The sequence below is a fragment of the Bacillus sp. JK62 genome, from assembly GCF_053663455.1.
On the sequence record NZ_JBSJQA010000008.1, the window covers coordinates 25,013 to 51,671 of the forward strand.

The window sequence follows — 26,659 nt, forward strand, 5'->3', positions numbered from 1 at the left end:
CATATTTTAATTGAAAGGTGTTAACTTTATGAATCAATTACATCGCAGAATGGGAACGTTTGCACTCATGATGGTCGGACTTGGGTCGATGATTGGCTCCGGTTGGTTATTCGGGGCGTGGCGGGCGGCTCAGATTGCGGGACCTGCCGCAATTATTTCCTGGATTATCGGTATGATCGTAATTTTGTTTATCGCACTTTCTTACAGTGAATTGGGTTCAATGTTCCCGGAAGCCGGGGGAATGGTAAAATATACTCAATATTCTCATGGATCATTTATTGGATTTATCGCAGGATGGGCAAACTGGATTGCGATTGTTTCCGTTATTCCGGTGGAGGCGGTTGCGTCTGTTCAATATATGAGCTCATGGCCGTGGGACTGGGCAAAGTGGACAAGCAATCTCGTTCACAACGGCACACTTACGGGAGAGGGGCTCGGCTTCGCATCCGTATTGCTGATTATTTACTTTTTACTGAATTATTGGACAGTTAACTTGTTTTCAAAAGCGAATTCATTGATTACCATCTTTAAAATTATTATTCCGGGGCTGACAATCGGAGCGCTGCTGTTTACCGGTTTTCACGGCGGAAACTTCACATCCGGTTCAAGCATTGCGCCGAACGGCTGGGCGAGCGTGCTGACGGCGGTGGCCACATCAGGTATCGTATTTGCGTTTAACGGGTTTCAAAGCCCGATTAACATGGCCGGAGAAGCAAAAAATCCCGGCAAATCGATTCCGATTGCGGTTGTCGGTTCGCTGCTGGTCGCAACCGTCATTTACGTCCTATTGCAAATCGCATTTATCGGTGCGGTTGAACCTTCCATGATCGTTCACGGCTGGAGTCACCTGAACTTTAACTCTCCATTTGCCGATTTGGCGATCGCATTGAATATCAATTGGCTTGTCATTATTCTTTATGCGGATGCGTTCGTATCTCCGTCGGGAACGGGTATCACTTATACTGCTACGACGTCCCGCATGATTTACGGCATGGAAAAAAATAAATATATGCCGAGCATTTTCGGAAAGCTTCATCCGCTGTACGGCGTGCCGCGCCAAGCGATGATTTTCAACCTGATCGTATCGTTTATCTTTCTGTTTTTATTCAGAGGATGGGGCGTGCTTGCTGAAATCATTTCCGTTGCGACGCTGATTTCTTATATCACGGGTCCAGTGACGGTGATGACGCTGCGGCGGACGGCGGCGGATTTGTACAGGCCTCTCCGTCTGAAAGGACTCAGCGTGGTTGCACCGCTCGGCTTCGTGTTCGCGTCTCTCGTGCTGTATTGGGCGCGCTGGCCGTTAACAGGGCAGGTGCTGTTTATCATTTTGATCGGCCTTCCGATTTATTTCTACTACCAAGCGAAAGTGAAGTGGAAAGGATTCCGCAGAAACTTTAAAGGCGGCGTCTGGATGGTTGTCTATCTGCTCAGCATGATGGTCATTTCATGGCTCGGAAGTGAAAAATTCGGCGGTCTGAACATCATTCCGTACGGATGGGATATGGGGCTGATCGCAATCGTTGCCCTTGCCTTCTATGCGTGGGCGCTGAAGAGCGGATTCAAGACTGAGTATTTGAAAGACGCCAAAGCAATCAACGATCAATTAAAAGGCGGACAGGCGGAAGCCGCCGCCGGAAAAGAATAATGATTGATACAAACCTTGCGGTACATTTCCCGCAAGGTTTTTTTATCGGGCAAAAAACATGGGTTCGGCATCATCCCCGAACCCATGCTGGCTCGATACAGGCTGACGATGAATGAGAGCAAGCCTAACGACGAAAACCAAGGCCAGTATTCTATTTTTCATGATTTCTCCGCCTTATCAATAACTGCCTTCCATACTAAACAATGAATGCAAAAGATATGTTGGGCAACTATTAATCTTTTATGTTTCTTCTTCTCCATGCTTCATCCTTTTTCCTGTACTCTAAAGTCAAAGTTTTAGAGACAAAACAAATAATTAACCACAGAAAAAATACAGTACGTAAGTTGAGATTACAATAATTGTATAATAAATTAAAATATAGGAGGATAAACAAATAGCAGGAGGTAATAAGTATGAAAACGCGAAAATTAGGACTGGGCGTCTACCCTAGAGACATCAGAGATTCCGGTTATACAAAAACTATTAAAACAATTAGATGAATTATTTTCACTCCCTAAGTTTATTTAGGGAGTCATATTATTTTAAGGAGTGAGATTATATTTGAACAAGATTAAGTGGTTAATAATAATTGCGGTCATAGTATTAATAGGTATATTTATATGTATCGGAACTTTTAAATATACTAATACAGTTTCTGATGTTAAACAAACTGAAACAGAAAAAGAAAAGAATTTCTTGAATGATAAAATTGCAGCTATATATTATTCCAGCTACAATAGATTACCCTAAAGATGGGAGTTATACTGTATATATTGATGAAAAAGGAAAAGCAACAGCTGTAAAAGGAGATGCTATTGAAGTTGGAACCATTGCACAAGATGAAAAAAACATAGTTAGACAGGACAAAAAAGAAGTTTATATGATAGGCGATAACTTTAAAAAATTCCCGATGCAGCATCAAGTACATACAAGTTATGGGCAATCATCAGGCCATTTAATAAAAGAAAATATCTTTTATTTTTTGAATAATCAAGGAGTCGGTGAAAACCATTATAATAGTTTAATCAGATGGGGTAACAGCAGTGGATTTCATGAAAAGGTTATTCCGGGTTTCTATACAAGTACCGGTAATGACGGTGAATATATTTACGTGATAAATGAAGATTCTTCAATCAAAACACCGACTTTTCAGGGTATTAAAATAGATAAAGATAAAGTTACAGTTGGGAAAGGAACAACAATTCCTATATTAAATGAAGAAAATTGGAGTGTTTATTCACAGATAATAGTTAAAAAAAGCTCAGCCTTTTTTATACTATATAACCAAACGGATAAATCAAACAAAGTACAATTCAAAGTAGCAAAAATTGATTTAAAGCATAATAAGTTTAAAGGTGCATATCCTTTAGGCAGTTATCATATCCCTGATGAAATTTCTCAGCTGGCTATTCCTCTTTCCACTAATAACTTTTTTGTAAAAAATTACACTTTATATCATTTGGCAGCTAATTCAATACTTTATACTTTCGATCTGAAAAGTATGAAGCCGAAGAAAAAACTCCCATTACATAGGTCAACAAAATTTGAAAACCAAGCAAAATTCACTTATTTTGATGAGTCTGAAATTTTCTTGTTAGAAATAAGCAAGGGCGGGAAATATGTGATTAATTCTTACTCTTATAAAAACGGAAAAAAATTAAAATCTACTCCTATCAGAGGACTTGAAAAAATTATTAACAATACCCATGTTTCTGAATATGACTTTTTTATGATTAAGAAAAACAAAGAAGTATGGGGTGATTAGATATAAATGGCTAGACAGCTGAGTGAGTATACTTAAGGGGAAATTAAATTCACAAAGGAGAATAATAATGGATGAGCTAGATATTGCTTTTGGTATTTTACCACTTTCTATTATTGTCTTATCGATTATATTCACTTATATTTTCAAAAAAGTGTATATAATGCCGCTTGTCAGCATAGTTGTTTCTGTCATACTAATGTTTACTGTTTTTAATCTATCTTTCTGGGGATGGGTTGTTGTCTATGGTTTAGTATCACTAATATTATCATATATTACAAATAGTATAAGAAAGAAAATAGATAATAGAAATAAATAATTATATTCCTTTGTTTAAAAAGGTATCACAAGTAATTCATCATTACAGTGATACCTTTAATTAATATAAAGGTGAATTTAAGCTTTACTAATATGCTCCGCCCGCTACATAACCCATGAGGGCGTTTGCATTATCGGGCAAAAAAACATGGGTTCGGCATCATCCCCGAACCCATGCTGGCTTTATGATTTATATTCTTTTTTGACCTTTTGGAATATATCCGCATAGTTGGTAAACACACCGGTTACGCCCCAATTCAGCAGACGGCGCATGTCCGTCTCGCTGTTCACGGTGTAAGGGTGAAGCAGTAGGCCGTGGCTGCGTATGTTCCGGACGTTTTGAGCGTTCAGCGCTTTGTAATCCGGTCCGATTCCGACGGCATATGTTTTGATGTCCGTTAAATCTGCGTCAGTCATTGACGTCATCTGTTCCGCTTCAAGCAATTGGACGGCGGGAAGTTTCGGATCGAGCTGTTTGATTTTCAGAAGGCTGTCCCTGCTGAAAGACTGAATGATCACTTGTCCAAGTTTCGCATGCTTTCCTGCCAATTTATATTTTTTCAGTGAAGCGATCAGTTTTTCTTCCATACCCGGATATGTTTCGGGCGCCTTTGTTTCAATATAATAGTTTGCATGTCTGCCGAACCGTTTTAACACGTCATCAAGTGTGGGAACGCGAAGTCCGGCGTATTGCGGTTTTGCTTTTTCCGGATAGGCCTTATTGAACCAAGAACCGGCGTCGAGCTTTTGAATCTCGGCTAATGTATGATCCTTCACCCAGCCTTGTCCGTTTGTGGTGCGGTCCAGCTTTTCATCATGCATGACGATCAGCTTGCCGTCTTTTGTCATTTGTAAATCCAGCTCAATATAGTCAGCCTTCATTTTTTGCGCAGTTTCATAAGAAAGGATCGTGTGCTCCGGGACATACCCCGAAGCACCGCGATGGGCAATGGTTAAAATTCTGTCAGGAGACAAGAGGTTTCCTTTTCCCGCCGCCGATACAGGCGTGACGATGAATGACAATAAACCGAATGAAAGCAATACCAAAGCAAACAACTTATGTTTCCGCATGTTTTCTTCCCCCTTAAAAATCAATATCTGTCTCTAGCGTAGAAAATCGTTGTAAATGCTGTACTGCAAAAATATTAATCTTTTATGTTGTTTTCTTACACATGCTCCGCCCGCTTGCCCGTATTCCACGTCATAGCCAAGAAGACGATGGACAGCACGCATGAGGAGATAAGCATGATAAAGCCGCCGTTCCAGTCAAAGCGGTCTACGACATAACCCATGATGGCGTTGGCGAAAGCAGAGCCTCCGATGTAGCCGAAAAACCCGGTTAAGCCGGCTGCCGTTCCCGCCGCTTTTTTAGGCGCAAGGTCAATGGCCTGAAGTCCGATCAGCATGACAGGCCCATAGATTAAGAATCCGATGCTGATCAGCGCGATATTATCGATGAGCGGATGACCGGCAGGGTTAAGCCAGTAGACCAATACAGCGATAAATACGCCGGCCATGAACAGCACGCCGGCCGGTGCGCGGCGGCTTTTGAAAAATCGGTCGCTGATCCAGCCGCACAAAATCGTTCCCGGAATTCCCGCATATTCATAAAGGAAATAAGACCATCTGGAGTCTTCAGGAGAGAACCCTTTCGCTTCCGTCAAATAAGTCGGCGCCCAGTCAACGACACCGTACCGCACGAAATAAACAAAGACATTGGCAAATGCGATATACCACAGAAATTTATTATTCAGCACGTATTTGAAAAGAATTTCTTTGGTCGTCATCTCTTTTTCCTGGTCTTTGAACGCATGTTTCGGATAGTCATTCCGGTATTCTTCAATCGGCGGAAGCCCGCAGGATTGCGGCGTGTCCCGAACGAGAAGAACAATCACAAATGAAATGACGATGGCGATAATCGCCGGAAAGAAAAATACGCTTTTCCAAGTAACAAACATGGCGATGCCGAGAGTCACGAGCGGGGCGAGAATACCTCCGCCTATGTTATGGGCGACATTCCATATCGACATTTTCGTGCCGCGTTCACTGATGGAAAACCAATGAGCCATCGTCCGTCCGCAAGGCGGCCAGCCCATTCCTTGAAACCATCCGTTAATAAACATAAAAATGAACATAATCGTCACGCTTGACGTGACCCATGGCATGGAAACAAATAAAATGTTGACGACACCTGACAAAAACAGACCTGTCGCAAGGAAATACCTCGGGTTGCAGCGGTCAGACACCATCCCCATAATAAATTTGCTGAAGCCGTAAGCGATTGATACGGCCGCAAGCACCAAGCCAAGTTCCCCTTTTGAAAACCCTTGTTCCTGAAAATAAGGAATAGCGAAGGCAAAGTTTTTGCGAAGTAAATAATACCCGGCATACCCGATGAAAATCCCCAAAAATACCTGCAGCCTGAGCCGTTTATAGGCCGCATCCGTCTTTGAATCATCCAATCTCTCAATATGCGGAGCCGGCTTGAACAATTGAAACATCATATCCTCCCCTTTGCTGAACGTCTATCATGATGTATGTATGACTCCTTTCCTTGAAAATGACAAAAAGAACCAGAAATCACCCTTATGAAAGGGCGCGGTTTCCTGGTTCTCCTCATCTCCATCCAAAAATCATTAACTTGTATATGATAGCGCTTTCTTAAATTATCACAGTCTGACGTGAATGTAAACGCTTTAAGGAAAGTTTTCATTTTTTTGAATAAATAACCGGAGGGAATATCAGCCGGAGCGCGAAAGATTTGAGGTACTCGATTTTGTACTCAGGCATAAGATGTGTTAGGCCGAACTAAGAAAAGCGAAGGGAGTGCATCTGTTGATTGATGAATTGGATTTTGCGTTCGGTGTTCTGCCGCTTTGTATCATCATCCTGTCAGTCGCCGGAACGTACCTGTTTAAAAACGCGTTCATTATGCCGGCTGCCGCTTTGGCCGTTTGCCTTATATGCACCTTTACCATATTGAATTTCTCGTTTATCGGGTGGGCCGTCGTGTACACGCTCGTCTCTTTCGCGTTATCGCATATTACGATGGTGGTGATCAGCCAAAATAAAAAATAGGATCGGCGGCAGCCGATCCAGCTATCAAAAGCAGAGAACACATCTCTGCTTTGTTTTATTTATGAATGTGCAGGAATTCCTTGATGACCGCGGTCTGTTCTTCTTTCGGATAGCTTCTGTACAGATGGCTGGCTAAGCGGACGGGGTCACCGAAGAAGTACCGCTCATATTGTGTCTGCCTTGTTCCAAAGGGGCTCATGGTCAAATCCCATGCGAGGCGGAACACTTTTACCCGGTCTTCAGCGTTCAATTCGGCCGCCTGCAAATATTGGTCAAGGTCTCCTCTGATGTCGGAACGGAACGCTTTTTCAGTCGGCAAAGTCACCATTCCGCTTGCCCCGATCAGCTGGATGATTTCCGTGAAGCGCGGGTAGATGTCAGGGAAAATCGCGCTGACCACACGAAGCGGAGTGACACTCGGACGCATATAACCCCATTCGTCTGTTTCCGCATCATTCTCCGACTTTTCCAAAAGGGCTTTCATCGTTTCCAGACCGGTGATGATCTCAGCCATCTTAGCCTGAATATGCTGATATTCGCCTACATCTATCGCATCGACAAGCGTTTGGGCGAGGCCAAGGAGAAACTCCGTCTTTACAATTTGTCTCGTGATAACTTGATGAAATGCGAAGGCGTTAAAAGAGCTTTTCATATTAAAATCAAAAGCCGCCTCGTAATTATTGTAAAAAAATACGCGTTCCCAAGGGACCAAAACGTGATCAAATACAACGATAGAATCCATTTCTTCATATCTTGAGCTGAGCGGATAATCAAACGATGATTTTCCGAGTACGAAAGATTCCCTGCAGATGAATTTTACTCCCTTTGTATTGGAAGGGATTGAAAAAGCGAACGCTTCATCCGATTCAAAATACATCTTAGGCAGAGAAACCACGAGCACTTCATCCGTCAGGCCGCCTTGTGTGGCTAAAATCCGCGCGCCGTGTATGATGAGGCCTTTTTCATTTTTATCGACGACTTTTGCCGAGACAGGTGTCGGCGATACGTTTACGCCCATTTGTGAACGATTCACCTGAGGGGTGATAAACGTGTGCGTAAAAGAAAGATCCTGTGCGGCAGCGCGTTCGTACAGCGCTTGAACATGTTCCGGAAAACAATGATCGCGGTCTTTCAAAAGCGCGGCAGAGGAGGCGAAGCTCATCAGCACGGTATTCATATAATCCGGGCTTCGTCCCATCATTCCGTGCGTGTGCCTGGCCCAATGTTCGAACATGTTTCTTCTTCTTTTTACGTCTTCTTTCGTTTTCGGCTGCAGGTATGAAAGCCCGGCCCGTTCTTTTTTACCGGGAAGACTGTAAGTCATTTGATCTATCATGTCCGGTTTCGTTTGCAAATCATAAAGAGAGCGCTTCGTTTCCAGAAGGCCCTTAAATGCGGGATGTTCAGAAATCTGTCCCTCGATCTTTTCACCATCAAGCCAAATCTCATTTCCAAGCTGATTTAATCGGTCAATGAACATTTTGCCATTAATGATACCCATCATGTCGCCCTTCTTTCTTTGCAGATCCACTACCTCATTATATTGAAAACGAAATTGGGTGTTCCGGTTATTTCCAAAGGGGAAGAGCCTTTTTTGATAAGGGGGGTGAAGGGATTGCATCATAAAAAAACCCCTTAAGCAGAGGGGTTTTTAACTGATCATGTCTTTGTATCGTTGTTCGAGGACAAAGTCTATCATTCCGGTGATACGGGTGTTTTCAGATTTTTGTCTGAAACGGTCAGACACTTGGATTTTCCTTGAAAACGGAAATACAGCAAAAATCCAAACAAGGCCGGCCAGGCCAAAAAACATCTGCAGAACCATTTCAATCAATTCATTAAAATGAGTGCTGAAAAAAAAGATATATAATGTGATGAAAGTGACTGTACATACGATTTTGACAGTATGTCGGAATGTGAGGGGCGGTTCAGTGAAACACATTTTCATTTGATTCAGTGTGAGCGAATCTTGTTTCATTAGATATGTAAGCAGTTCTTTGTCATTTTGACTTCGCGGAATCAAATCATTTTCTATTTTTTGAACGGTGTCCTTGTATGTCTCCATATCAATCTTCATGCGAATCCTCCTTTAAAAATAACTCCAAGAATACTCATTGAGCATTCCTGGAGCAAGGAGCTGCCTGTTCAATTATAGAAATAGTGATAAAACTGTGCTGAACAAGGCTGCAGCTCCTCCTAATTCAGGTGCTAAAACGACTAAAGCACCGATCCCTACAATAACAATAATTCCTGCGCCTGCAATAGCCATGGTATTCACGACAGAATCCCAATCCGGAGAGTACACCTCTTCGGAATCCGGCAGCCTGAAGCTCTTTTGTTTTATTTTAAATGTAATGGTAGTTGTTAGTCCAGTTGTAGCACTGTCACCGACCGGAATATCAGGTGTATAAATTTTAAATTGAATATTCAGCGATCCCGCAGACGGATTGACATACACTTCTAAATAACCGTTGCGGACTGACAAGCTCAGACTGTTAAGCAGGTTTTGATAGGAATCAATTTGTGATGCTGTAAAAGAGACTTGTGAATCTCCCATCAGACCGGTAATATAAGCTCCCGGTTTGCCGTTTGTAATGGTAACTGTGTTAGGAGAACCTTCGCTTGGCACTGTTGCCAAAAGTGAAGTGGATAAAAGAATATCCATTTCAGGTGATGTATAAATGGTTTCTGTCTTGTCGAATTCAAACATGGCATTCGCAAGATTCGATATATTTTCTAAAGCAGGAATGGTTGTTAAAATGTCCGTCAGTGTACGCATTCTTGCATCATACACAGGATCAGAAGGCGGATGAACGCTGCTTGCACCCGAGTCTTTTCCGGAGTAACCGTCTTTGTCAATGGCGACTTTTCCCGCTCCGCTTCCGATCGTTCCTTCATAAAATTGATCAAAAGCCCAGTTTTTCGGCATCGGGTATCCGAGGTTGCCGCTGAATCCGGTCGACATGTTAGCCGTAAAGCTATATTTGGTCAGACCTGCTTCTGACGTCCGGATACAAATGTTTCTCGGCCCGTATACCCCGATTTCATATTTCGGCGCAGTTGAGAACGCCTGCATTTTCATAAAAGCTGACTTGATTTCTTGGAAGTAAGGGATGATTTTATCCGTAACTTCATAATCATACGCATCGAAATCGACGGCAAAGTAAATGGTCGTTCCTGACGGAAAACCTAATCTTCGGGCGGCTGATGCAGCGCTGTACGCATCTCTCGTTCCTTGGTCTTTTACAAAATAAGAAGATTCATAGCCGCCGTCCTGATAAATCGGAAACACACTTAAGCCGGCATTGAAAATCGCGGAAAGTTCTTTTGACGTTAACGCTTTCGATGTCAGTCCGCTGCTCGTCCGCACATTCCCGGTCAGATATCTTCCCACGATCTTATAGCCATTCTCACGCAAAGTTTTAGCCGTATCTGCCGTCAAAATGGCAGCGGTGTCACAAGCTGAAGCAGCCCGTGTTGTGTCGCCTGAGCTTGATAATAAAGCTTTAATCGTCGGCATGTCCGCATAACCTGTCTGCGGCAGACACATAAATTCTTGGAAAGCTTTCACTGCCGATACAACTCCGACGCCGTATTTTCCGTCGAATTCACCGGGGTCAAATGATTTCCCATTACAGTAAAGCGCGTATTGCACAATCAAAACAAAGCCTGTCCGTGAATCGCCGGGAGTCAAGGTAGGACATAAGCTGGTCGTTCCGTTCCCGAAAAATCCATTGGCGACGCTTGTGCTCATGCCTTCTTCTTTTTGCAGAGCATAAATGAGAGCCTTGTTTGTATCGCGGGCATATAAGCCGTCACAAGGCATCAAGCCGATGTAGTCATTGTAATCCCGGTTCAGGTTCTGCTGGATTTGGCGGATTCTTTTGTCGCCTCCCGCTACTAACCGAAAAGCGCTCATATCCAGCAAGGCCTTCATAATGAGTGCCGTGACGATGCCGTCTTGCTTAGTGAGCCCGGCCGCTTTTTGAAACTCTTTTACAGCGCTTTCGGTATTTTCATAGAAAACGCCAGAAAATCCGCCCGGGTTAAATCCTTTACACCACAGCGCCCCTTGCAGAATGTAATTCATGTTTGTCGGCTTAGAATCGGGAGCCTGCTTTTTCAGCGGTTTAAACAATCTTTGTGTCGTCGGTCCGAAGTTATCGGCTGGTTCTGAAATACCAAGCTCAATTTGAAGCGCCCGTGTCAGACCGTAAATGGTATCCCAGCCTGTTTTTCCGTTTTCCGGCACCTTGTTGTACCCGTGTCTGCCTTTGTACGTCTCATTCAGCCATTGTTGTGTTTCCAGGACCATTTCGTCCATTGCAATCCCTCCATTATGTGTAGTGTGCGTTCATTCATAGGTGGCAAACGTATGACAGTTTGTCATGGGTTTATGAGTTTGTTCAAGCAGGGACAGCCCCATCATACAATCGCAGCACAAACGCCGAAAGAGAGGCATTGATAGGAAAAGATCTCTCTATGACAATTGATATAAAAACAGCAAAATGGATAGCGGTTTAAAGTAACATTATCACTTAATCAAAAATAACAAGAATCATAAGTAGTAGTCATATAGTCATTTTTAGGGCTGTTCATACCTCTTCCTGCAGTCAAAATGGTTAGTTGGACGGATTTATGATTAGCTATATTGTCATTAACATAAATAGGGTAAATAGTTACAGGAAGGAAGGGTTTTCTCGATGAAAAGCAAAAAGATTTTTAAGTCGCTCATCATTATTTTTACTCTTTTAATCAGCGGAATTGGTTTTATGGGTTTTTCTTCTCCGCAAAAAGCAGAGGCTAAAGACTGGCTTCATACTTATAAAAGCGGGTATTTCACTAACTATGTGATCAATACGTATCACCCTAAATTCACTAAGACGACAAAAAAGTACAGCTTGAGAGCCGTGACTTTTAAATCCAACAGTAAAGGGAAGGGCACGTATAAAATATACGTCCAAAAGCAAGTCAACGGCAAAGGTGCCTGGAAAACAATCAAAACCGCCAATGCAAAGAAAAATGGAACGACTTATTTTGAAACACCTTCGTTAAAAAAAGGAGATTCATACAGATTTAAAATGGTCAATCAAGGTTCGAAAAAACGTGTCAATTATAGTGCGAGTTGGATTGTATTCGCTTCATAATTTTGATTTTCAGCTTATAATGTTTTAGCTGCCGCAGCTGCGGCAGCTTTTTATTTTCTCCGGAGCTCAACCGCCAGGGAGACCGCATCTGTCTCTTCGGGCGTACGTTTGTATTCACCGCATCATTCTGGATTATGCGGAAAGGTACATCGCTTCAATGAAAAGCCAATCCCGGGTCCTTTTGATTCGTTTGAAAATGTTCTGATATAAAAAAGGCGTGCCGCGGTGTAAAATGGCTATATTGATAAATATGGAGGTTGAGATGGATCAAGATTATATGACTGAGCTTGTCTCAGTCCAGCTGAAGAAAATCCGGTCGGAGAGAGGCTACACACAGGAGAAAATGGCGGATGTGATCGGCCTTTCTAAAAAGTCGCTGGTGCAGATTGAGAAAGGACGGGCGCTTGCGGAATGGCCGCACGTTGTGGCGGTTTGCGCGCTTTTCAGATCAAGTGAAACACTGCAATCTGTATTAGGAGATGATCCGCTGGAGGTCATTGAAACGGTTGCTCACCGCACAATTGACAGGCCGAAGGGGAAGACGATGGGCGGCAAGGTGTGGTGGAAAGCCATCGAGAAAAAAGGCGAGTTCCGCTTGCAGCAGCATTTGATTTCCCACCATTACCGCATCCTTGATTCTTATGATGATCTGTGGTTCAGCAGTTTTGAAAAGGCAGAGGCTTTGGAGCGGCTTGATGAGCTGTTTTTGGAGGCGGAAGAAGCGAAGCGCTGACGCACCTCCGGTTGATGTATTTTCTGACAAGTGAGAAAATATATATAAATTCCAGCCAAAGGAGAGATTCGAATGAAGCCTGAAGATATCGTGCGAAGCGGCCCGAATCAGTACATATGCAAGGAAGGAATCGCAAAAGAACTTCCGGGGCTGCTGGAGACATTCAGAAAACCCGTTATTGTGACCGGAATCAAATCTTATCAGGCGTTCTCCGATTACGGCGGCGGTTCTTCCTGGGATGTGATTCAGCACAAAGGATACTGTTCACCTGAGGCGGTGCGTAAGGTCTGTGAGCAGGCGGAAGACGCGGATGTGATCATCGGTATCGGAGGCGGCACGATTTTGGATTTGGCAAAAGCGGCGGCAGACCGGCTTGATATTGAGGCTGTGATGGTTCCTTCCATTGCGGGGACGTGTGCGGCAAGTACGCCGTTGAGTGTCATATATGATGAGAGCGGCAATTTTATCAGAGTTGATTATCACAAGCGTTCAAGCTATTTGACGCTTGTTGATCCGCTGTTTTTGCTTTCCTCTCCCATTGAATATATGAAAAGCGGGATCGGTGATACGCTGGCGAAATGGTATGAGGCCGAGGCGGTCATCAGAAATACGGAGGAGGCGCCGCCGCTGATGGCGCAGGCGGGGCTGAGACAGGCGGAATATATCCGTCATCTGTTATTGCGTTACAGTGAAGCCGCCGTCGTAAGCATGGAGAAAGGCGAGCTGTCCGTGCCGTTCATCCATACGGCGGAAACGATCATTATGCTTGCGGGAACGGTCGGCGGGTATGGCGGCCGTTTGTGCAGGATGGCAGGGGCGCATGCGGTCCACAACGGCCTCAGTTTTCTTCAGGAGACACATCAGGTGCTGCACGGCCAGAAGGTTGCTTACGGCATATTGGTGCAGCTCGCGCTTGAGAATCGGAGACATGAGATTGAAGAGCTGCTTCCGTTTTACCGCCGGCTCGGTTTCCCCGTCAGTCTCTGTGATCTCGGCATCCTTGACAACCATGAGGAAGCAAAGCGCCGCATCGCTTCTCACGCCTGCCGGGCGGAAGAATCGTTATGCTTAATGGGGCAATATTGCGAGAAGGACGTGTCAGCGGCGATTGAATCGCTCGAATCAGCACAAAAGACAGGATAGAGCTTGTAATCTGTCTTGTCTTTATTTTTTGAATATTTCCGTTATAATGAGTGGGGTATAGAAAGGGAGGGGCCAAAGGACATGTATCAGGCGAAGAAGATGTTGTTATTAGGATCAGGCGAGCTGGGGAAAGAAGTCGTCATTGAAGCGCAGCGGCTCGGGGTTGTCACTGTAGCCGTTGACAGCTATGAGCATGCTCCCGCCATGCAGGCCGCGCACAAAAGCTATGTGATTGATATGCTTGATAAAGCGCAGGTCAGAGAAGTCATTGAGAAAGAAAAACCGGACCTGATCGTGCCGGAAGTGGAAGCCATTGCGACGGATGAGCTGCTGAAGCTTGAGGAAGAAGGGTTTCACGTCATTCCGAATGCGCGTGCGGCAAAGCTGACGATGGACCGTGAAGGCATCAGACGGCTTGCGGCAGAGACGCTTCATCTTCCGACTGCCGGCTATGAATTCGCGAATACATATGAAGAATTTAAAGAAGCGGCAGAAACAATCGGCTTTCCGTGCGTGGTAAAGCCGCTGATGAGCTCTTCCGGAAAAGGGCAAAGCGTGTGCCGCTCGGCTTCCGGGCTGAAAAGCTGCTGGGACATGGCAATGGAAGGCGGCCGGGTGAAAAACGGCCGGGTCATCGTTGAGGAATTCATTCCATTTGAGTCAGAAATCACTCTTTTGACAGTGCGCGCGGCGAACGGTACGTCCTTTTGCGCGCCGATCGGACATGAACAAAAAGACGGTGACTATATTGAATCATGGCAGCCTCATCATATGACGGAACAGCAGATTGAAGAGGCGAAACACATTGCGAAAAGCATAACGGATGAGCTCGGCGGATACGGTTTGTTCGGGGTGGAGCTTTTCCTTACTGAAGATAAAGTATATTTCAGCGAGGTGTCTCCCCGTCCGCATGATACGGGGCTCGTTACGCTTGTGACGCAAAATTTGTCAGAGTTTGCGCTGCATGTCCGCGCGATATTGGGATTCCCGATTCCGGAAATCACTCAGCTGTCGCCGGGGGCAAGCCGTCCGCTGAAGGCGCCAAAAGAGCTTGCTGATTATGCGGTTGAAGGTTTGGAGAAAGCTTTGGCGGTAAAAAGCACTCAGGTCCGCGTATTCGGTAAACCCGTCACGAAAGTCGGACGCCGTATGGCGGTTGCGCTTTCTGCAGCCGAGACCGTTGAAGAGGCCAGAGAAAGAGCGGCCGAAGCACTCAGTCATTTATCAATTACATAAAATGATCTTAAAAGGCGTTTTACCGTAATGGTAAGGCGCCTTTTTTGTTTGGACAGACTATATACTGGAAAACGGGGTTGTGAGATAATGTATGAGGCCGTTTTGTGCCGGCTTTTTAATTCTTGAAACTTTTTATGTCCGCAATCGTTATATGTAATGTTCTCATTTGACGGAGAAGGAAATAACAATACATCATACGGCTTTTCATTCATCAAGAACGGACAATCCGGATCGCAGCATGGAATATTTAAGCAGGGTAATCCGGAATAGAGGAAACCATGATTGCTTACCTTAATATGAACGGCGAAAAAACAAAAATCACCAGATTAGATTGTTCAAATAACACCAAATGCTGTATAATAAAAGAATTTGAATGATAGCATCGAAAGAATTTCATTTTATGTTTCCTTAAAATGTATTCTTTATGCATACGCAGTCCGATTTGATATGGTTTTAATTGGAGGTTTGTGTAAACTGTGAATTATATACCTAGTATGATTACAATTGGAAATTTCATTTGCGGGCTCTTATCGATTCATTCCCTTTTGTATCATAATATACACTCTGCGGTGATCTTTATTTTCACCGGGATGTTTCTTGATTTTTTTGACGGTTTGGCCGCCCGTAAGCTGAACGCGGTATCGGAGATGGGAAGAGAGCTTGACTCTTTTGCTGATCTCGTGACGTTCGGCGTAGCGCCGTCCATGCTCGCTTACAGTGTTTCACTATATACGCTTCCGTTCATCGGAATTTTAATCGCGCTTTCCTACAGCATCTGCGGGATGATCCGTCTTTCCAGATTTAATATTGAACAAAGCAAGCTGCCGACGTTTATCGGGATGCCGATTCCGTTTGCGGGTATGTGTCTTGTCATTTTGAGCTTTATCAATAACGCTTTTCTTCTGGGGGCGGGAACGATCGCGCTCGGTTATTTAATGGTCAGCAACATTAAATTTCCGCACTTTAAAAAACAGGCGCCTGAAAACCTGGAGAGCAGAAGATGGAATTAGTTCAGCAATTAATATCCGATTACGGATATATCGCGATTTTTCTCATGCTGACACTCGGTATTATCGGATTGCCTATTCCGGATGAAGTCATGATGACGCTTGTGGGCTACTTCGCTCATATAAACGTGCTGAATTACGGGCTCTCCATTCTGATCAGCTTTATCGGAGCGCTCCTTGGGATGATTATCAGCTACTTCATCGGCAGAAAAGCCGGCCGGCCGTTTATTAATAAGTTCGGGAAATGGGTCGGCCTGAAGGAAAAGAGGATGGCGAAAGTAGACAGGTGGATGAAGAAGTACGGGCCGTACACCATTATTTTAGGTTATTTTATCCCCGGCATCAGACACGTGACCTGCTACTTTTCCGGAATCGGCAGAATGGAATTCAAAACCTACTTATGCTTCGCCGCCATCGGAGCGTTTTTATGGTGTTTTATTTTTATTACTATAGGAAAATTCATAGGAGTAATCAATGTTTAATACTGCCGCTAAAGTTCTTTACCGTTCATTGATTGAACTGACTAATAATCGATTGACGTCTTATCTCATTAAAAACTTCTGTGAATCGAAACTGAGCAAGCCGATGATTCCGCTGTTTTCCAAACACTATCGCATTAACTGGAATGAAACGGAACGCACGGCTTCTGACTTTGATTCACTGGCGTCATTTTTCATTCGTGATATTAATTTGAATCTCCGCCCCGTGGCAAAAGAGAAGAACGCCATCGTCAGCCCGGTGGACGGCGTCGTTCAGACGGTGGGCATGATTAATCCCAATCAAACTTTCATGGTAAAAGGGAAGGATTATTCGTTCGCTGAACTGACGGGGTTTAAAAGCGCCGATCACAAGTATAACGGCGGGTGTTTTGCCGTGCTTTACCTGAGCCCGAGACATTACCACCGCTTCCATTCTCCCGTCAGCTGCACGTATCAAAAGCTGGCCGAGCTGGGGAAACGCTCCTATCCCGTTAATACGATGGGGTTAAAGTACGGGAAAGATGTGCTCTCAAAAAATTACCGTTATGTGTACGAGCTGACCCGTGCTGATCAGCAGATGCTCATGATTCCGGTAGGTGCGATGAATATTAACTCGATCGTTCAGACAAACACCGGAAACCGGCTTGAGACGGGGGAAGAGCTGGGCTATTTTTCATTTGGATCGACCGTTATTTTAGTATTCGAGAAAGGTATGTTTACCCCTTCGGATAACCTGACTGAAGGCCGTGAATTACAGGTCGGTCAGATCATCGGTTATGCGGAGTCACAGGAGGAGGCGTCCGCTTTATAAAAGCTGCTCCTCTTTTTTATATGGTGTAAGGAAGTGAACTTTATGGAAGAAAAGGATTTGGGAAAGCTGATCGAACAGTACCGGCATACAGGCGATCAGCAAATTCTTGAAGCGGTGCGGGAAGCATGCCGGCCTGTTGTTGAGGCGCTCATCTCAGAACTGGCTGAAGACAGCGCGGATCTTCTGCGGGCAAAAGGCCGTGACCGTTTTCCGTTTATTATCGGCAAGTATCAGACCGCGGCCGGCCTTTCGCTTGAGACCTTTTTGCGCAATACGTATCGGTTTTATTTTCAGCAGGTTTTAAAAGGCGAAGCGTGACTGGAAGAAAGAGTACGGACGGAATTGTTCATCTTTCGCCCGTTTTCCTGTATGATATAGTATAGTGTGCGTGATCATTAATATAATTGAACAGGGTGTATAAATCATGGAAAAACAATATAGAGTTTTACTTTATTATAAATATGTAAAGATTGATGAGCCTGAAGAGTTCACGGCTCAGCATTTGAAGTTTTGTAAGGAGCTCGGTCTGTTAGGCCGTATTTTGATTTCTGAGGAAGGCATTAACGGCACGGTGTCCGGAACGGTTGAACAGACGGATCAATACATGAATGCGCTGAAAGCTGATCCGCGTTTTGCCGACATGCCGATCAAAATTGACGAGGCTGACGGCCATGCATTCCGCAAAATGTTTGTGCGCCATAAAAAAGAGCTGGTGACGCTTCGTCTCGAAGATGATGTTGATCCGAATGTCACGACGGGCAAGCATTTGAAACCGAAAGACTTTTATGAGCAAATGCAGGATCCTGACACGATCGTGATCGACGCCAGAAACGACTATGAGTATGATCTCGGTCATTTCCGCGGAGCGGTCAGACCTGATATTGAGGCGTTCCGTGAACTGCCGGACTGGATTGAAGAACACAAAGACATGCTTGAAGGCAAAAAAATCCTCACGTACTGCACAGGCGGCGTACGCTGTGAGAAATTTTCCGGCTGGCTGCTGAAGCAGGGCTTTGAAGACGTGTCCCAGCTTGACGGCGGTATCGTCACTTACGGTAAAGATCCTGAAGTGCAAGGGCAGCTGTGGGACGGACAGTGCTATGTGTTTGACGAAAGAATCAGCGTACCGGTCAACCGCGTAGAGCACGTTATCATCGGAAAAGATTATTTCACGGGCGAGCCGTGCGAGCGTTATGTGAACTGCGCAAATCCGGCATGTAATAAAAAAATGATCTGCACACCTGAGAATGAATACAAATACATGCGCAGCTGCAGTCACGAATGCCGTACGAACGAACGCAACATGTATGTGAAAGAGCACGAAATGACTCAGGAAGAAATCAATGAACGCCTTGCTTTGATTGAAAAAGAGGATCATGCGGCGATTGATTAATAGAAAAGACCACCAATGAGGTGGTCTTTTTTGTGTTTACATACTTTCTGTCCGTGCGGTCTGGTCTGCCGTGACGGGTCCTTTATATGTGAAAGCTTTTTCCCATTTGGATACGACGATGCAGGCGACCGCATGGCCGGGCACGTTGACACCGGTTCGCGCCATGTCCATGACGCGGTCGACACCGGCAATGATGGCGACGCCTTCCGCGGGGAGACCGACCGCATTCGCTGTCGCCAGAAGCACGACGAGTGAGCCTGACGGGACGGCGGCAATGCCTTTGCTTGTCATGACGAGCACAAGCATCATCAGAAGCTGCTGAGAAAGCGGCATCTCCACATGAAACGCCTGCGCCAGGAAAATACAGGACACCGATAAATAGAGGCTGGAGCCGTCACAGTTCAGCGATAAACCTGACGGAACCACAAAGGAGACGACCCGCTTCGGACAGCCGTATTTCTCCATCCGATCCATCAGCTGAGGCAGAATGGTTTCTGTGCTTGTCGTGGAGAAAGCGATCAAAAACAGATCCCAAATCATTTTCAGCACTTCAAAGTACTTGATTTTAAAGATAAGCCCCACGATCGGAAACAGAACGAAGAGTATCAGGAACAGCCCGAGAAACACAGTGCCGATCAGCTTCAGCATCGGGAGCAAAAGCGCGATTCCGAATTGTCCGACTGAGGCTGCCATCAGGGCGAGAACGCCGATCGGAGCGGTGACCATCACCATCTGCGTCAGCTTGAACATAATATTTGCCGTGGATTCAAAGAAACTCATGACAGGTGCGGAGGCTTTGCCGATGCCGGCTGCGGCAACACCGAATAGGATCGCGAAAAAAATGACGGCGAGAAGATCATTTTTCGCCATAACGTCAATGATGTTAACGGGGATAATATCAAGAAGCATTTGTTTCAGGTCGACTACTTTTTCCGTATAGCCGGAAAGCTCGTGAATGTCTTTTTTAGCAAGATGAGAGAGGTTAAGTCCGACTCCCGGCTTCAGCACGTTTGCCAATAACAGACCGAGCGCCAGAACAAGCGTCGTAATCACTTCAAACCAAATAATCGTTTTGATGCCGAGACTGCCCATTTTTTTCATACTGCCGCTGCCGGCGGCTCCGATAACAATGGTTGAAAACACGATCGGCACGACAATCATTTTAATCAGGCGGATAAATCCGTCTCCGACGGGCCGCAGCGCCATCCCGAAATCCGGGAAGAAATGGCCGATCAATGCTCCGATGGCTAAAGCGATCAAAATCTGGAATGCGATAAATTTTTTCAAGCGAATCCCCCTTTTACTTGCGCATTTCTTACGTAATTCGTGAAGCAGGCGGCAACCACCTTCCTGTCCGCCATAAATTTGTCACATTATTGACTGTGCGAAAGGAAGGATTGCTTTACATTATGTAAGCGCAATCATTGAATATGACAGAAAGTCCGCATTGGAAAAAAAGAAGGAGCATAAAAATAAAGAAAGATTTCTGCTGAAAATATTAAAAATTTTGATAATTATCCTCTTATAAGTGGTATATTTGATATGATATGGTCAACTGCATTCTCATATATCTGTGCATACAAGATTCGGGACAGAAAAAACATGCAGCCCAGAAAAGACTGAAAATTTAAACAATTAGAAGAAAGGTGTGCTTTTGTTGAATCAACTGATTGAAAGACGTAAGGTCACAGCTAGAAAAGAAAAACCGGATTCCGCTTCATTGGGATTTGGCAAGTACTTCACAGATTACATGTTTGTCATGGATTACGAAGAGGAGAGAGGGTGGCATGATCCGAGAATCACACCTTATGAACCGGTCCATCTGGATCCTTCCGCATCGGTTTTCCATTACGGGCAGGCCGTATTTGAAGGGCTGAAGGCTTACAGGTCAGAAGACGGACGGGTGTTGATGTTCCGTCCTGACCAAAATATAAAACGGCTGAATAAATCGTTACGGCGGATGAGCATGCCGCCTCTTGACGAGAAGCTGGCGCTGGAAGCATTGATACAATTGGTGGAGCTGGAGCAGGAATGGATACCGATAGAAAAAGGAACCTCTTTATATATCCGTCCGTTTGTGATTGCGACTGAGCCTTCTTTAGGCGTCCGGCCTTCAAAGCGTTACAAGTTCATGGTTGTTCTGACGCCGGTCGGTTCGTATTACGGCGATCAGCTGAAACCGATCCGCATTTATGTGGAGGATGAGTATGTGCGTGCCGTCACCGGCGGAGTGGGCGACGTCAAAACGTCCGGAAATTATGCGGCCAGCTTACAGGCTCAGCGGAAAGCCGAAGAACTGGGGTACGATCAGGTGCTTTGGCTCGACGGAGTGGAAAAGAAATATGCCGAAGAGGTAGGCAGTATGAATATCTTTTTCATCATAAACGGAGAGGCCGTAACGCCGGCGTTAAACGGAAGCATTCTCGGGGGCATCACACGCGCATCTGTGATAGAGCTGTTAAAAAGCTGGGGCATCCGTGTCAGGGAAGAACAGGTCGCCATTGATGACATCTATGAGGCTGCAATGAGAGGCGAGGTGTCGGAGGTATTCGGTACGGGAACCGCGGCCGTCATCTCGCCGGTCGGCGCGCTGCACATTCACGGCGAAACGATTGAGCTGAATAACGGTTTGATCGGTGAAGTGTCAGAAAAGCTCTATGAAACGATTGCCGGCATCCAAGTCGGGAAGGTGCGGGATTCGTTCAGATGGGTGGTTGAAGTATAAATGAAAAAAGAACCCTTGCGCCGCAGGGTTCTTTTTTTGGTTATTGGGATTTTACGGCTTGCACGCGGGATCTGCTTTTCCGGTTTTTCAAGTAATAAGCGGTGTAGCAAACGGCCATAAATGCAATTCCGCAATAAAGGGCGATGGCCTGGTTCGGATCAAAAGCGATGCCGATACAGGAGGCGAGGCATAGGAGAAAGGCCGCTATCGGTACGGCCGGATATCCCGGCGTCCTGTATTTCAAGTCTGAAAGCTGGTGCCCTTCTTTCAGAAACCGTCTTCTGAACAAAAATTGCGATGCGGCGATGCTCATCCACACAGCCACTACCGCAAATCCTGAGACGGAGACGAGAACAAGATAGACTGTATCCGCTGCAAATACGCTTGACAACAATGACAGAATGCCGCCGATCATACTGAAGATCAGAGCATTAAAAGGAATGCCTTTAGAGGTCAGCCTGGCAAAGGCGGGATGAAGCTCCCCTTCTTTAGACAGGGACCACAGCATACGTGATGACGCGTACAGCCCTGAATTGGCCGCGGACAGAAGCGCCGTTAAAATGACGAAATTCATCAGATCGGCCGCATAAGGCACGCCGACTCTGTCAAATACCGTGACAAACGGGCTTTCAATCACACCGGCTTCCTTGATGGAGATCATCCCTGACAGCACAAAAATCGTTCCGATAAAGAAAAGCGCCAGCCGCCAGACTGTGGTCTTAATGGCGCGCGGAACGGTTTTTTCCGGATCGGCGCTTTCCCCGGCGGCGATTCCGATCAATTCCGTCCCTGAAAAGGCGAAGTTTACTGAAAGCATCGTCATCAGTATCGGGAAAAAGCCATTTGGAAAAAAGCTGCCGCCATCCGTAAAGTTCGACAGCATAGGTGCGGCCTCACCGCTTTTCATCGGGACGAGGCCGAACATCGCCGCTCCGCCCAATAAAATAAACAGTAAGATGGCTAAGACTTTAATGCTTGAGAACCAAAACTCCGATTCAGCAAAAAATTTCACGGAGAAGGCGTTTAATAAAAAGATGAAAAGAGCGAATACCGCACTCCACATCCAAACTGAAGTATGCGGGAACCAGCGCTGCATGAAGAGCCCGGCCGCCGTGAATTCAGAGCCCAGCGCCACCGCCCACGTCAGCCAGTACAGCCATGCGACCGTAAAGCCCGTCGCGGGCCCGATATAGGTCTTCGCATAAGTGTGGAATGCGCCCGTCACCGGCATGGCCACTGACAGTTCACCGAGGCAAAGCATGACAAGATAGACGATGCCCGCGCCCAAAAGGTAAGCGGAAATGGTGCCCGCCGGACCCGCCTGATGAATGGTATACCCAGAGCTTAAAAACAGCCCCGTTCCGATCACACCTCCGAGTGATAGCATAAAGAGGTGTCTGCTTTTCATACTTCTCTGAAAATTCGTCTCGTTCTTGTTGTTCATTTTTTTCCAACTTTCTGCGAGGGCCGTTCTAATAAAAAATCTCATGCCGGCGAACGGCACGAGATTCCGGCGAACCGGCTTTTTGAATAGAATATACAAACTATTCCGATTAGTCAAGTTGTTTTTAAGGTCTTGGCCCAATCGGCAATGGCTTGGATGTCCTCAGGTTTCGTCCGGCAGCAGCCTCCGATCAGGCTCACGCCGTTTTCGTACCAGCTTTGCGCACTTTTTCCGAAATGGTTTTCGCACGCTGCGCCTTTCCAGGTTTTTGTCACCGGGTCATATTGTTCACCGGAGTTCGGATAGGCGATAATCGGTTTGGATGCTGCCCGTTTGATTTCTTCTATCAGCGGCGGAATATGTTCGATCGGTGTGCAGTTGATGCCGATCGCTGCGATTTGGCTGCAGGAGTCAAGCAGGGACGCGCATTCGGAAATAGGAGTGCCTTCGCTGATATGCCGTCCGTCTTTAGCGCTGAAGCTGATCCATGCACAAGTGCCGGGGAATTCCTCCAGCAGCCTTGTGATCGCTTTTGCTTCTGACAGGCACGGAATGGTCTCACAGGCCAAAAGATCGGCACCGGATTCTATGAGGGCTTTCATCCGGGGGCGGTGAAAGCTGATCAGCTCATCTTCCGTCAGTCCGTAATGCCCGCGATATTCAGAGCCGTCAGCGAGGCTCGCGCCGTAAGGTCCGATAGAAGCGGCGACCAAAGGTTTGGGCCGGTGTAAACGGTTTTCTTCATGCGCCCAAAATTCATCGCGTGCTTGTGCGGCAAGTTCAACAGATGTCTGAATGAGACGTATCGCATCGGTTTCCGGGATGCCGCGCGCTGCAAATCCTTCAATTGTCGATTGATAACTGGCGGTGATCGCGCAATCAGCGCCGGCGGCAAAATATTCTGCATGCACCTGTTTGATCAGTTCGGGTCTCTCCAAAAGAATTTTGGCCGACCACAGATCGTCATGTAAATCACAGCCCATCCGCTCAAGCTCGGTTGCCATCGCGCCGTCTATGATCATAACCGGGTATTCATTCAATATTTGTGTAATGGGATTCATAGGCCTTCCTTTCTGACTTTACTGAAAATATATAAAAAGGGTAATGGACGCTATTCTCTTTGTCAATGAACCGGCGGAAAAAAGGTGTTCAGGACGCTGCCCGAACACCTTTTGTTTAGGAAATGTGTTTGCCTTTCGCGCTTTTCGCGATGTCTGAATACTCCCAGCAGTCGATCCCGTCATCATCAGGGAGCACATCTCTGTAAAAGACGGGGTCCTTTCCGGCTTTCTTTTGCCGGGCATAATCGCTCAAAGCGGCAAACGCTTTTTTCGACAGAAGGAAAATCGCGATTAAGTTCACGACCACCATTAAGCCCATGAACAAGTCAGCCATATCCCACACAAGCTGGACTTTGGAAATACAGCCGAACAGTACCATTCCGAGCACGCAGATGCGGTAAATGAACAGCCATTTTTTGTTCTGGCTTAAAAATCCGATATTGGTTTCTCCGTAATAATAGTTGCCCATCAGAGCGCTGAAGCCGAACAAAAGCATTAAGACGGCAAGGAAACCTGACGCCCACGCGCCGACATGATCGCTCAAGGCAGCCTGAGAAAGCGCGATGCCGCTCAGTCCCGGCTGGTGATAAGCGTCTGAAAATAAAATGATAAGCGCCGTGCTTGTACAAATGACGAGCGTATCCGTCAGGACGCCGAATGCCTGAATGAGCCCCTGTTTCACCGGGTGGCTCGTCGTAGCTGTCGCCGCCGCGTTCGGAGCGCTTCCCATACCCGCTTCATTTGAGAAAATCCCGCGTCTTACACCTTGCATCAAGGCCGCACCTAAAGCGCCGCCCGCTGCCTGATCAATGCCGAACGCATTTTTTACGATTAGCGACAGAACGCCGGGCAATTGGGTGATGTTCGTCAGAATGACAAAGAAAGCGACACCGATATATAAAACGGCCAAGACGACTACGATGTATTCCGCCATTTTCGCAATTCGTTTGACGCCGCCGAAGATTACGCCGCCGAAAACCAAGATTAAAATAATGCCCAATGTAAGCCGGCTGGTGCCGAATGCGTTTTGAAAGGCGACGCTGATCGTATTGGATTGAACGGAATTAAAAACAACCCCGAATGACAGTGTGATTAATACGGCGAACAGCGCGCCCATCCAGCGTTTCTTCAGGCCTTTTTCCATGTAATAGGCAGGTCCGCCGCGGAATCCGTTTTGATCTTTTACTTTATAAATTTGGGCCAGCGTGCTTTCAACAAAGCTTGAAGCCGAACCGATGACTGCGATAATCCACATCCAGAAAATAGCGCCCGGACCGCCGAGTGCGATCGCAATGGCGATTCCGGTAATATTCCCTGTTCCGACACGCGCCGCCATACTGATGCAAAATGCCTGAAACGGGGAAATGCTGTTTTTTGTCCGGGCGGCCGCGCCTTCCTTCAAAACCCGGATCATTTCCTTCAGCATGCGGACTTGCAGACCCTTTGATCTGAACGTAAAAAACAGTCCCAGAGAAAGAAGCAGTACGATTAACAGTTTTGACCATAAAAAATCATTTGCCGAGCCGATTACATTTTCAAGGAATTCCTGCATCCAATCACCTCTTGGTTCGTTTGATTAAAAAATACTGAGCTCCCACTCCTGTGCGATATGTTTCAGCAGCATGCCGCCGGTCAGGCTGTTGCCGTATTCATCAATGGCCGGACCGTAAATGCCGATGCCGCAGCCGTTATGAAAAGGCTGCTCTCTTCTGGCGCTTGGGGGAACCAATGCCATGATGCCGCCGGATACCCCGCTTTTGGCCGGGACGCCGACGAAAGCCGCATATTTGCCTGACGCATTGTACATCCCGCACGTCAGCATCAGGGCTTTGGCGAGTTTCGCGACATCTTTCGGAATGACCTGTTCCCGTCGGATCGGATGGTAGCCGTCATGGGCAAGTATCAATCCGATTAAAGCGATGTCCTCGGTTGTACTCTCCATGGCGCACTGCTTTAAATACACTTCAAGCGTTTCTTCCACATCCGCCTCGAGAAAGTTTGTTTCTTTTAAATAGTAGGCGAGCGCTCGGTTCCGATGCGCGGTCTGCCATTCAGAACGGAAGACCTCCTCGTGAATGTGAGGCCGTTTCCCTATTAATTTTTCAAAAACGGAAAAGAGATATTCTAATTTATTATGCGCCGTTTCACCCGGAAGCAGCGAGGCGACGGTAATGGCGCCGGCATTGATCATCGGGTTGAAGGGCTTCCCGGGTTTATGGATTTCAAGCCGGATGATAGAATTAAACGCATCACCCGTCGGTTCCACGTCCACACGATCCAGCACGTAAGAAATGCCTCTGTTCATGCAGGCGGCAATAAAGCTGATGACTTTTGAGATGCTCTGCAATGTGAACGGGACATTCCATTCACCGGCATGAATCATTGAGCCATCCGGCTCTAATATGCAAATGCCCAGCTGAGAGTCGTTGATTTCTCCGAGGGCGGGTATATAATTTGCGCTTTTTCCATTGACGGAAAACGGTCGGTAATGCTCGACCCAATCTTGTAAAAGTGAAGCCAGTTCCTCTTTTTCAAGGCGCTCTCTGACCATATCTTTCATAACATTCCTCCTCTATTGCAAGCCTGTCCGAAGCGGAACCCGGTCTTGGAAAACGTTTTCAAAAATAGCGTGTTCCATGTTAATGTATAATGACATCTACAGAATCATACAAAA

General features: G+C 46.1%; 24 protein-coding genes. 14 read left to right on the forward strand and 10 right to left on the reverse strand.

All coding sequences use genetic code 11. The features are described from left to right. The first annotated feature begins 28 nt into the window (after window positions 1–28). From ACWJJ4_RS17775 to ACWJJ4_RS17785, 3 genes are all read left to right on the forward strand, one after another. A complete protein-coding gene (locus ACWJJ4_RS17775) occupies window positions 29–1,648 on the forward strand; it encodes an APC family permease (RefSeq protein WP_063174899.1) in 1,620 nt (539 codons plus the stop codon). Between the two features lie 700 nt (window positions 1,649–2,348). Next, complete coding sequence (locus ACWJJ4_RS17780; RefSeq protein WP_454021843.1) at window positions 2,349–3,413, forward strand: hypothetical protein; 1,065 nt, start codon at window positions 2,349–2,351, stop codon at window positions 3,411–3,413. A 67-nt stretch (window positions 3,414–3,480) separates the two neighbouring features. After that, window positions 3,481–3,729, forward strand: coding sequence for a DUF2651 family protein (locus ACWJJ4_RS17785; protein ID WP_063174901.1), 249 nt, complete (start codon window positions 3,481–3,483; stop codon window positions 3,727–3,729). A gap of 182 nt (window positions 3,730–3,911) precedes the next feature. Here ACWJJ4_RS17785 and ACWJJ4_RS17790 read toward each other — a convergent pair whose 3' ends face one another. Beyond that, window positions 3,912–4,799, reverse strand: a complete 888-nt coding sequence (locus ACWJJ4_RS17790) for a glycerophosphodiester phosphodiesterase (protein WP_063174902.1) — start codon at window positions 4,797–4,799, stop codon at window positions 3,912–3,914. A 95-nt stretch (window positions 4,800–4,894) separates the two neighbouring features. Continuing rightward, the gene (gene glpT / locus ACWJJ4_RS17795; protein ID WP_003156725.1) at window positions 4,895–6,229 is read right to left on the reverse strand and encodes a glycerol-3-phosphate transporter; all 1,335 of its coding nucleotides are present in this window, start codon (window positions 6,227–6,229) and stop codon (window positions 4,895–4,897) included. Between the two features lie 334 nt (window positions 6,230–6,563). Between glpT and ACWJJ4_RS17800 the strand changes: the two genes are divergently transcribed. Next, window positions 6,564–6,806, forward strand: coding sequence for a DUF2651 family protein (locus ACWJJ4_RS17800; protein ID WP_003156724.1), 243 nt, complete (start codon window positions 6,564–6,566; stop codon window positions 6,804–6,806). A gap of 55 nt (window positions 6,807–6,861) precedes the next feature. Here ACWJJ4_RS17800 and hpaB read toward each other — a convergent pair whose 3' ends face one another. From hpaB to ACWJJ4_RS17815, 3 genes are all read right to left on the reverse strand, one after another. After that, window positions 6,862–8,307: a 4-hydroxyphenylacetate 3-monooxygenase, oxygenase component gene (gene hpaB, locus ACWJJ4_RS17805; RefSeq protein WP_102421794.1), complete on the reverse strand. Its 1,446-nt coding sequence runs from the start codon at window positions 8,305–8,307 to the stop codon at window positions 6,862–6,864. A gap of 150 nt (window positions 8,308–8,457) precedes the next feature. Further along, window positions 8,458–8,883, reverse strand: a complete 426-nt coding sequence (locus ACWJJ4_RS17810; RefSeq protein WP_454021844.1) for a hypothetical protein — start codon at window positions 8,881–8,883, stop codon at window positions 8,458–8,460. Between the two features lie 72 nt (window positions 8,884–8,955). Next, a complete protein-coding gene (locus ACWJJ4_RS17815) occupies window positions 8,956–11,130 on the reverse strand; it encodes a glycoside hydrolase domain-containing protein (protein ID WP_077721738.1) in 2,175 nt (724 codons plus the stop codon). A 379-nt stretch (window positions 11,131–11,509) separates the two neighbouring features. On the opposite strand from ACWJJ4_RS17815, the gene ACWJJ4_RS17820 reads away from it, so the two are divergent. The 9 genes from ACWJJ4_RS17820 (at window position 11,510) to trhO (ending at window position 18,755) form a co-directional block, all read left to right on the forward strand. After that, a complete protein-coding gene (locus tag ACWJJ4_RS17820) occupies window positions 11,510–11,953 on the forward strand; it encodes a hypothetical protein (RefSeq protein WP_017419322.1) in 444 nt (147 codons plus the stop codon). Between the two features lie 262 nt (window positions 11,954–12,215). Next, window positions 12,216–12,686 (forward strand): helix-turn-helix transcriptional regulator, encoded by a 471-nt coding sequence (locus ACWJJ4_RS17825; protein ID WP_003156718.1) that lies wholly within the window; start codon window positions 12,216–12,218, stop codon window positions 12,684–12,686. Between the two features lie 72 nt (window positions 12,687–12,758). Beyond that, entirely contained in the window at window positions 12,759–13,829 is a 1,071-nt protein-coding gene (locus ACWJJ4_RS17830; protein WP_094247279.1) for an iron-containing alcohol dehydrogenase family protein, read from the forward strand. 81 nt (window positions 13,830–13,910) lie between these two features. Beyond that, window positions 13,911–15,065: a phosphoribosylglycinamide formyltransferase 2 gene (gene purT / locus ACWJJ4_RS17835; protein WP_070081308.1), complete on the forward strand. Its 1,155-nt coding sequence runs from the start codon at window positions 13,911–13,913 to the stop codon at window positions 15,063–15,065. Between the two features lie 476 nt (window positions 15,066–15,541). Then, entirely contained in the window at window positions 15,542–16,075 is a 534-nt protein-coding gene (pssA, locus tag ACWJJ4_RS17840) for a CDP-diacylglycerol--serine O-phosphatidyltransferase (RefSeq protein WP_003156712.1), read from the forward strand. After that, a complete protein-coding gene (locus ACWJJ4_RS17845) occupies window positions 16,066–16,554 on the forward strand; it encodes a DedA family protein (protein ID WP_025650172.1) in 489 nt (162 codons plus the stop codon). The genes pssA and ACWJJ4_RS17845 overlap by 10 nt, the downstream gene beginning before the upstream one ends. Continuing rightward, complete coding sequence (locus ACWJJ4_RS17850; RefSeq protein WP_017419326.1) at window positions 16,547–17,362, forward strand: phosphatidylserine decarboxylase; 816 nt, start codon at window positions 16,547–16,549, stop codon at window positions 17,360–17,362. Before ACWJJ4_RS17845 ends, ACWJJ4_RS17850 begins: the two co-directional genes overlap by 8 nt. Window positions 17,363–17,404: 42 nt before the next feature. Continuing rightward, window positions 17,405–17,680: a hypothetical protein gene (locus ACWJJ4_RS17855; RefSeq protein WP_071181507.1), complete on the forward strand. Its 276-nt coding sequence runs from the start codon at window positions 17,405–17,407 to the stop codon at window positions 17,678–17,680. Between the two features lie 106 nt (window positions 17,681–17,786). After that, window positions 17,787–18,755, forward strand: a complete 969-nt coding sequence (gene trhO / locus ACWJJ4_RS17860; RefSeq protein WP_025853808.1) for an oxygen-dependent tRNA uridine(34) hydroxylase TrhO — start codon at window positions 17,787–17,789, stop codon at window positions 18,753–18,755. Window positions 18,756–18,791: 36 nt separating this feature from the next. Here the strand turns inward: trhO and gltP are convergent, their stop codons facing one another. Next, window positions 18,792–20,042: a glutamate-aspartate/proton symporter GltP gene (gene gltP, locus ACWJJ4_RS17865; protein WP_014304261.1), complete on the reverse strand. Its 1,251-nt coding sequence runs from the start codon at window positions 20,040–20,042 to the stop codon at window positions 18,792–18,794. 370 nt (window positions 20,043–20,412) lie between these two features. Here gltP and ACWJJ4_RS17870 point away from each other — a divergent pair, with 370 nt between their 5' ends. Next, window positions 20,413–21,480 (forward strand): branched-chain amino acid aminotransferase, encoded by a 1,068-nt coding sequence (locus ACWJJ4_RS17870; protein ID WP_025853807.1) that lies wholly within the window; start codon window positions 20,413–20,415, stop codon window positions 21,478–21,480. 40 nt (window positions 21,481–21,520) lie between these two features. Here the strand turns inward: ACWJJ4_RS17870 and ACWJJ4_RS17875 are convergent, their stop codons facing one another. From ACWJJ4_RS17875 to ACWJJ4_RS17890, 4 genes are all read right to left on the reverse strand, one after another. Continuing rightward, complete coding sequence (locus ACWJJ4_RS17875) at window positions 21,521–22,924, reverse strand: amino acid permease (RefSeq protein ID WP_454021845.1); 1,404 nt, start codon at window positions 22,922–22,924, stop codon at window positions 21,521–21,523. Window positions 22,925–23,037: 113 nt separating this feature from the next. Next, entirely contained in the window at window positions 23,038–23,985 is a 948-nt protein-coding gene (gene mmuM / locus ACWJJ4_RS17880) for a homocysteine S-methyltransferase (RefSeq protein WP_146276041.1), read from the reverse strand. Between the two features lie 115 nt (window positions 23,986–24,100). After that, window positions 24,101–25,537 (reverse strand): alanine/glycine:cation symporter family protein, encoded by a 1,437-nt coding sequence (locus ACWJJ4_RS17885; RefSeq protein WP_174737859.1) that lies wholly within the window; start codon window positions 25,535–25,537, stop codon window positions 24,101–24,103. 24 nt (window positions 25,538–25,561) lie between these two features. Then, window positions 25,562–26,545 carry a glutaminase gene (locus ACWJJ4_RS17890; protein WP_077721742.1) on the reverse strand — a complete coding sequence of 328 codons (984 nt, stop codon included), beginning with the start codon at window positions 26,543–26,545 and terminating at the stop codon, window positions 25,562–25,564. Window positions 26,546–26,659 lie beyond the last annotated feature (114 nt).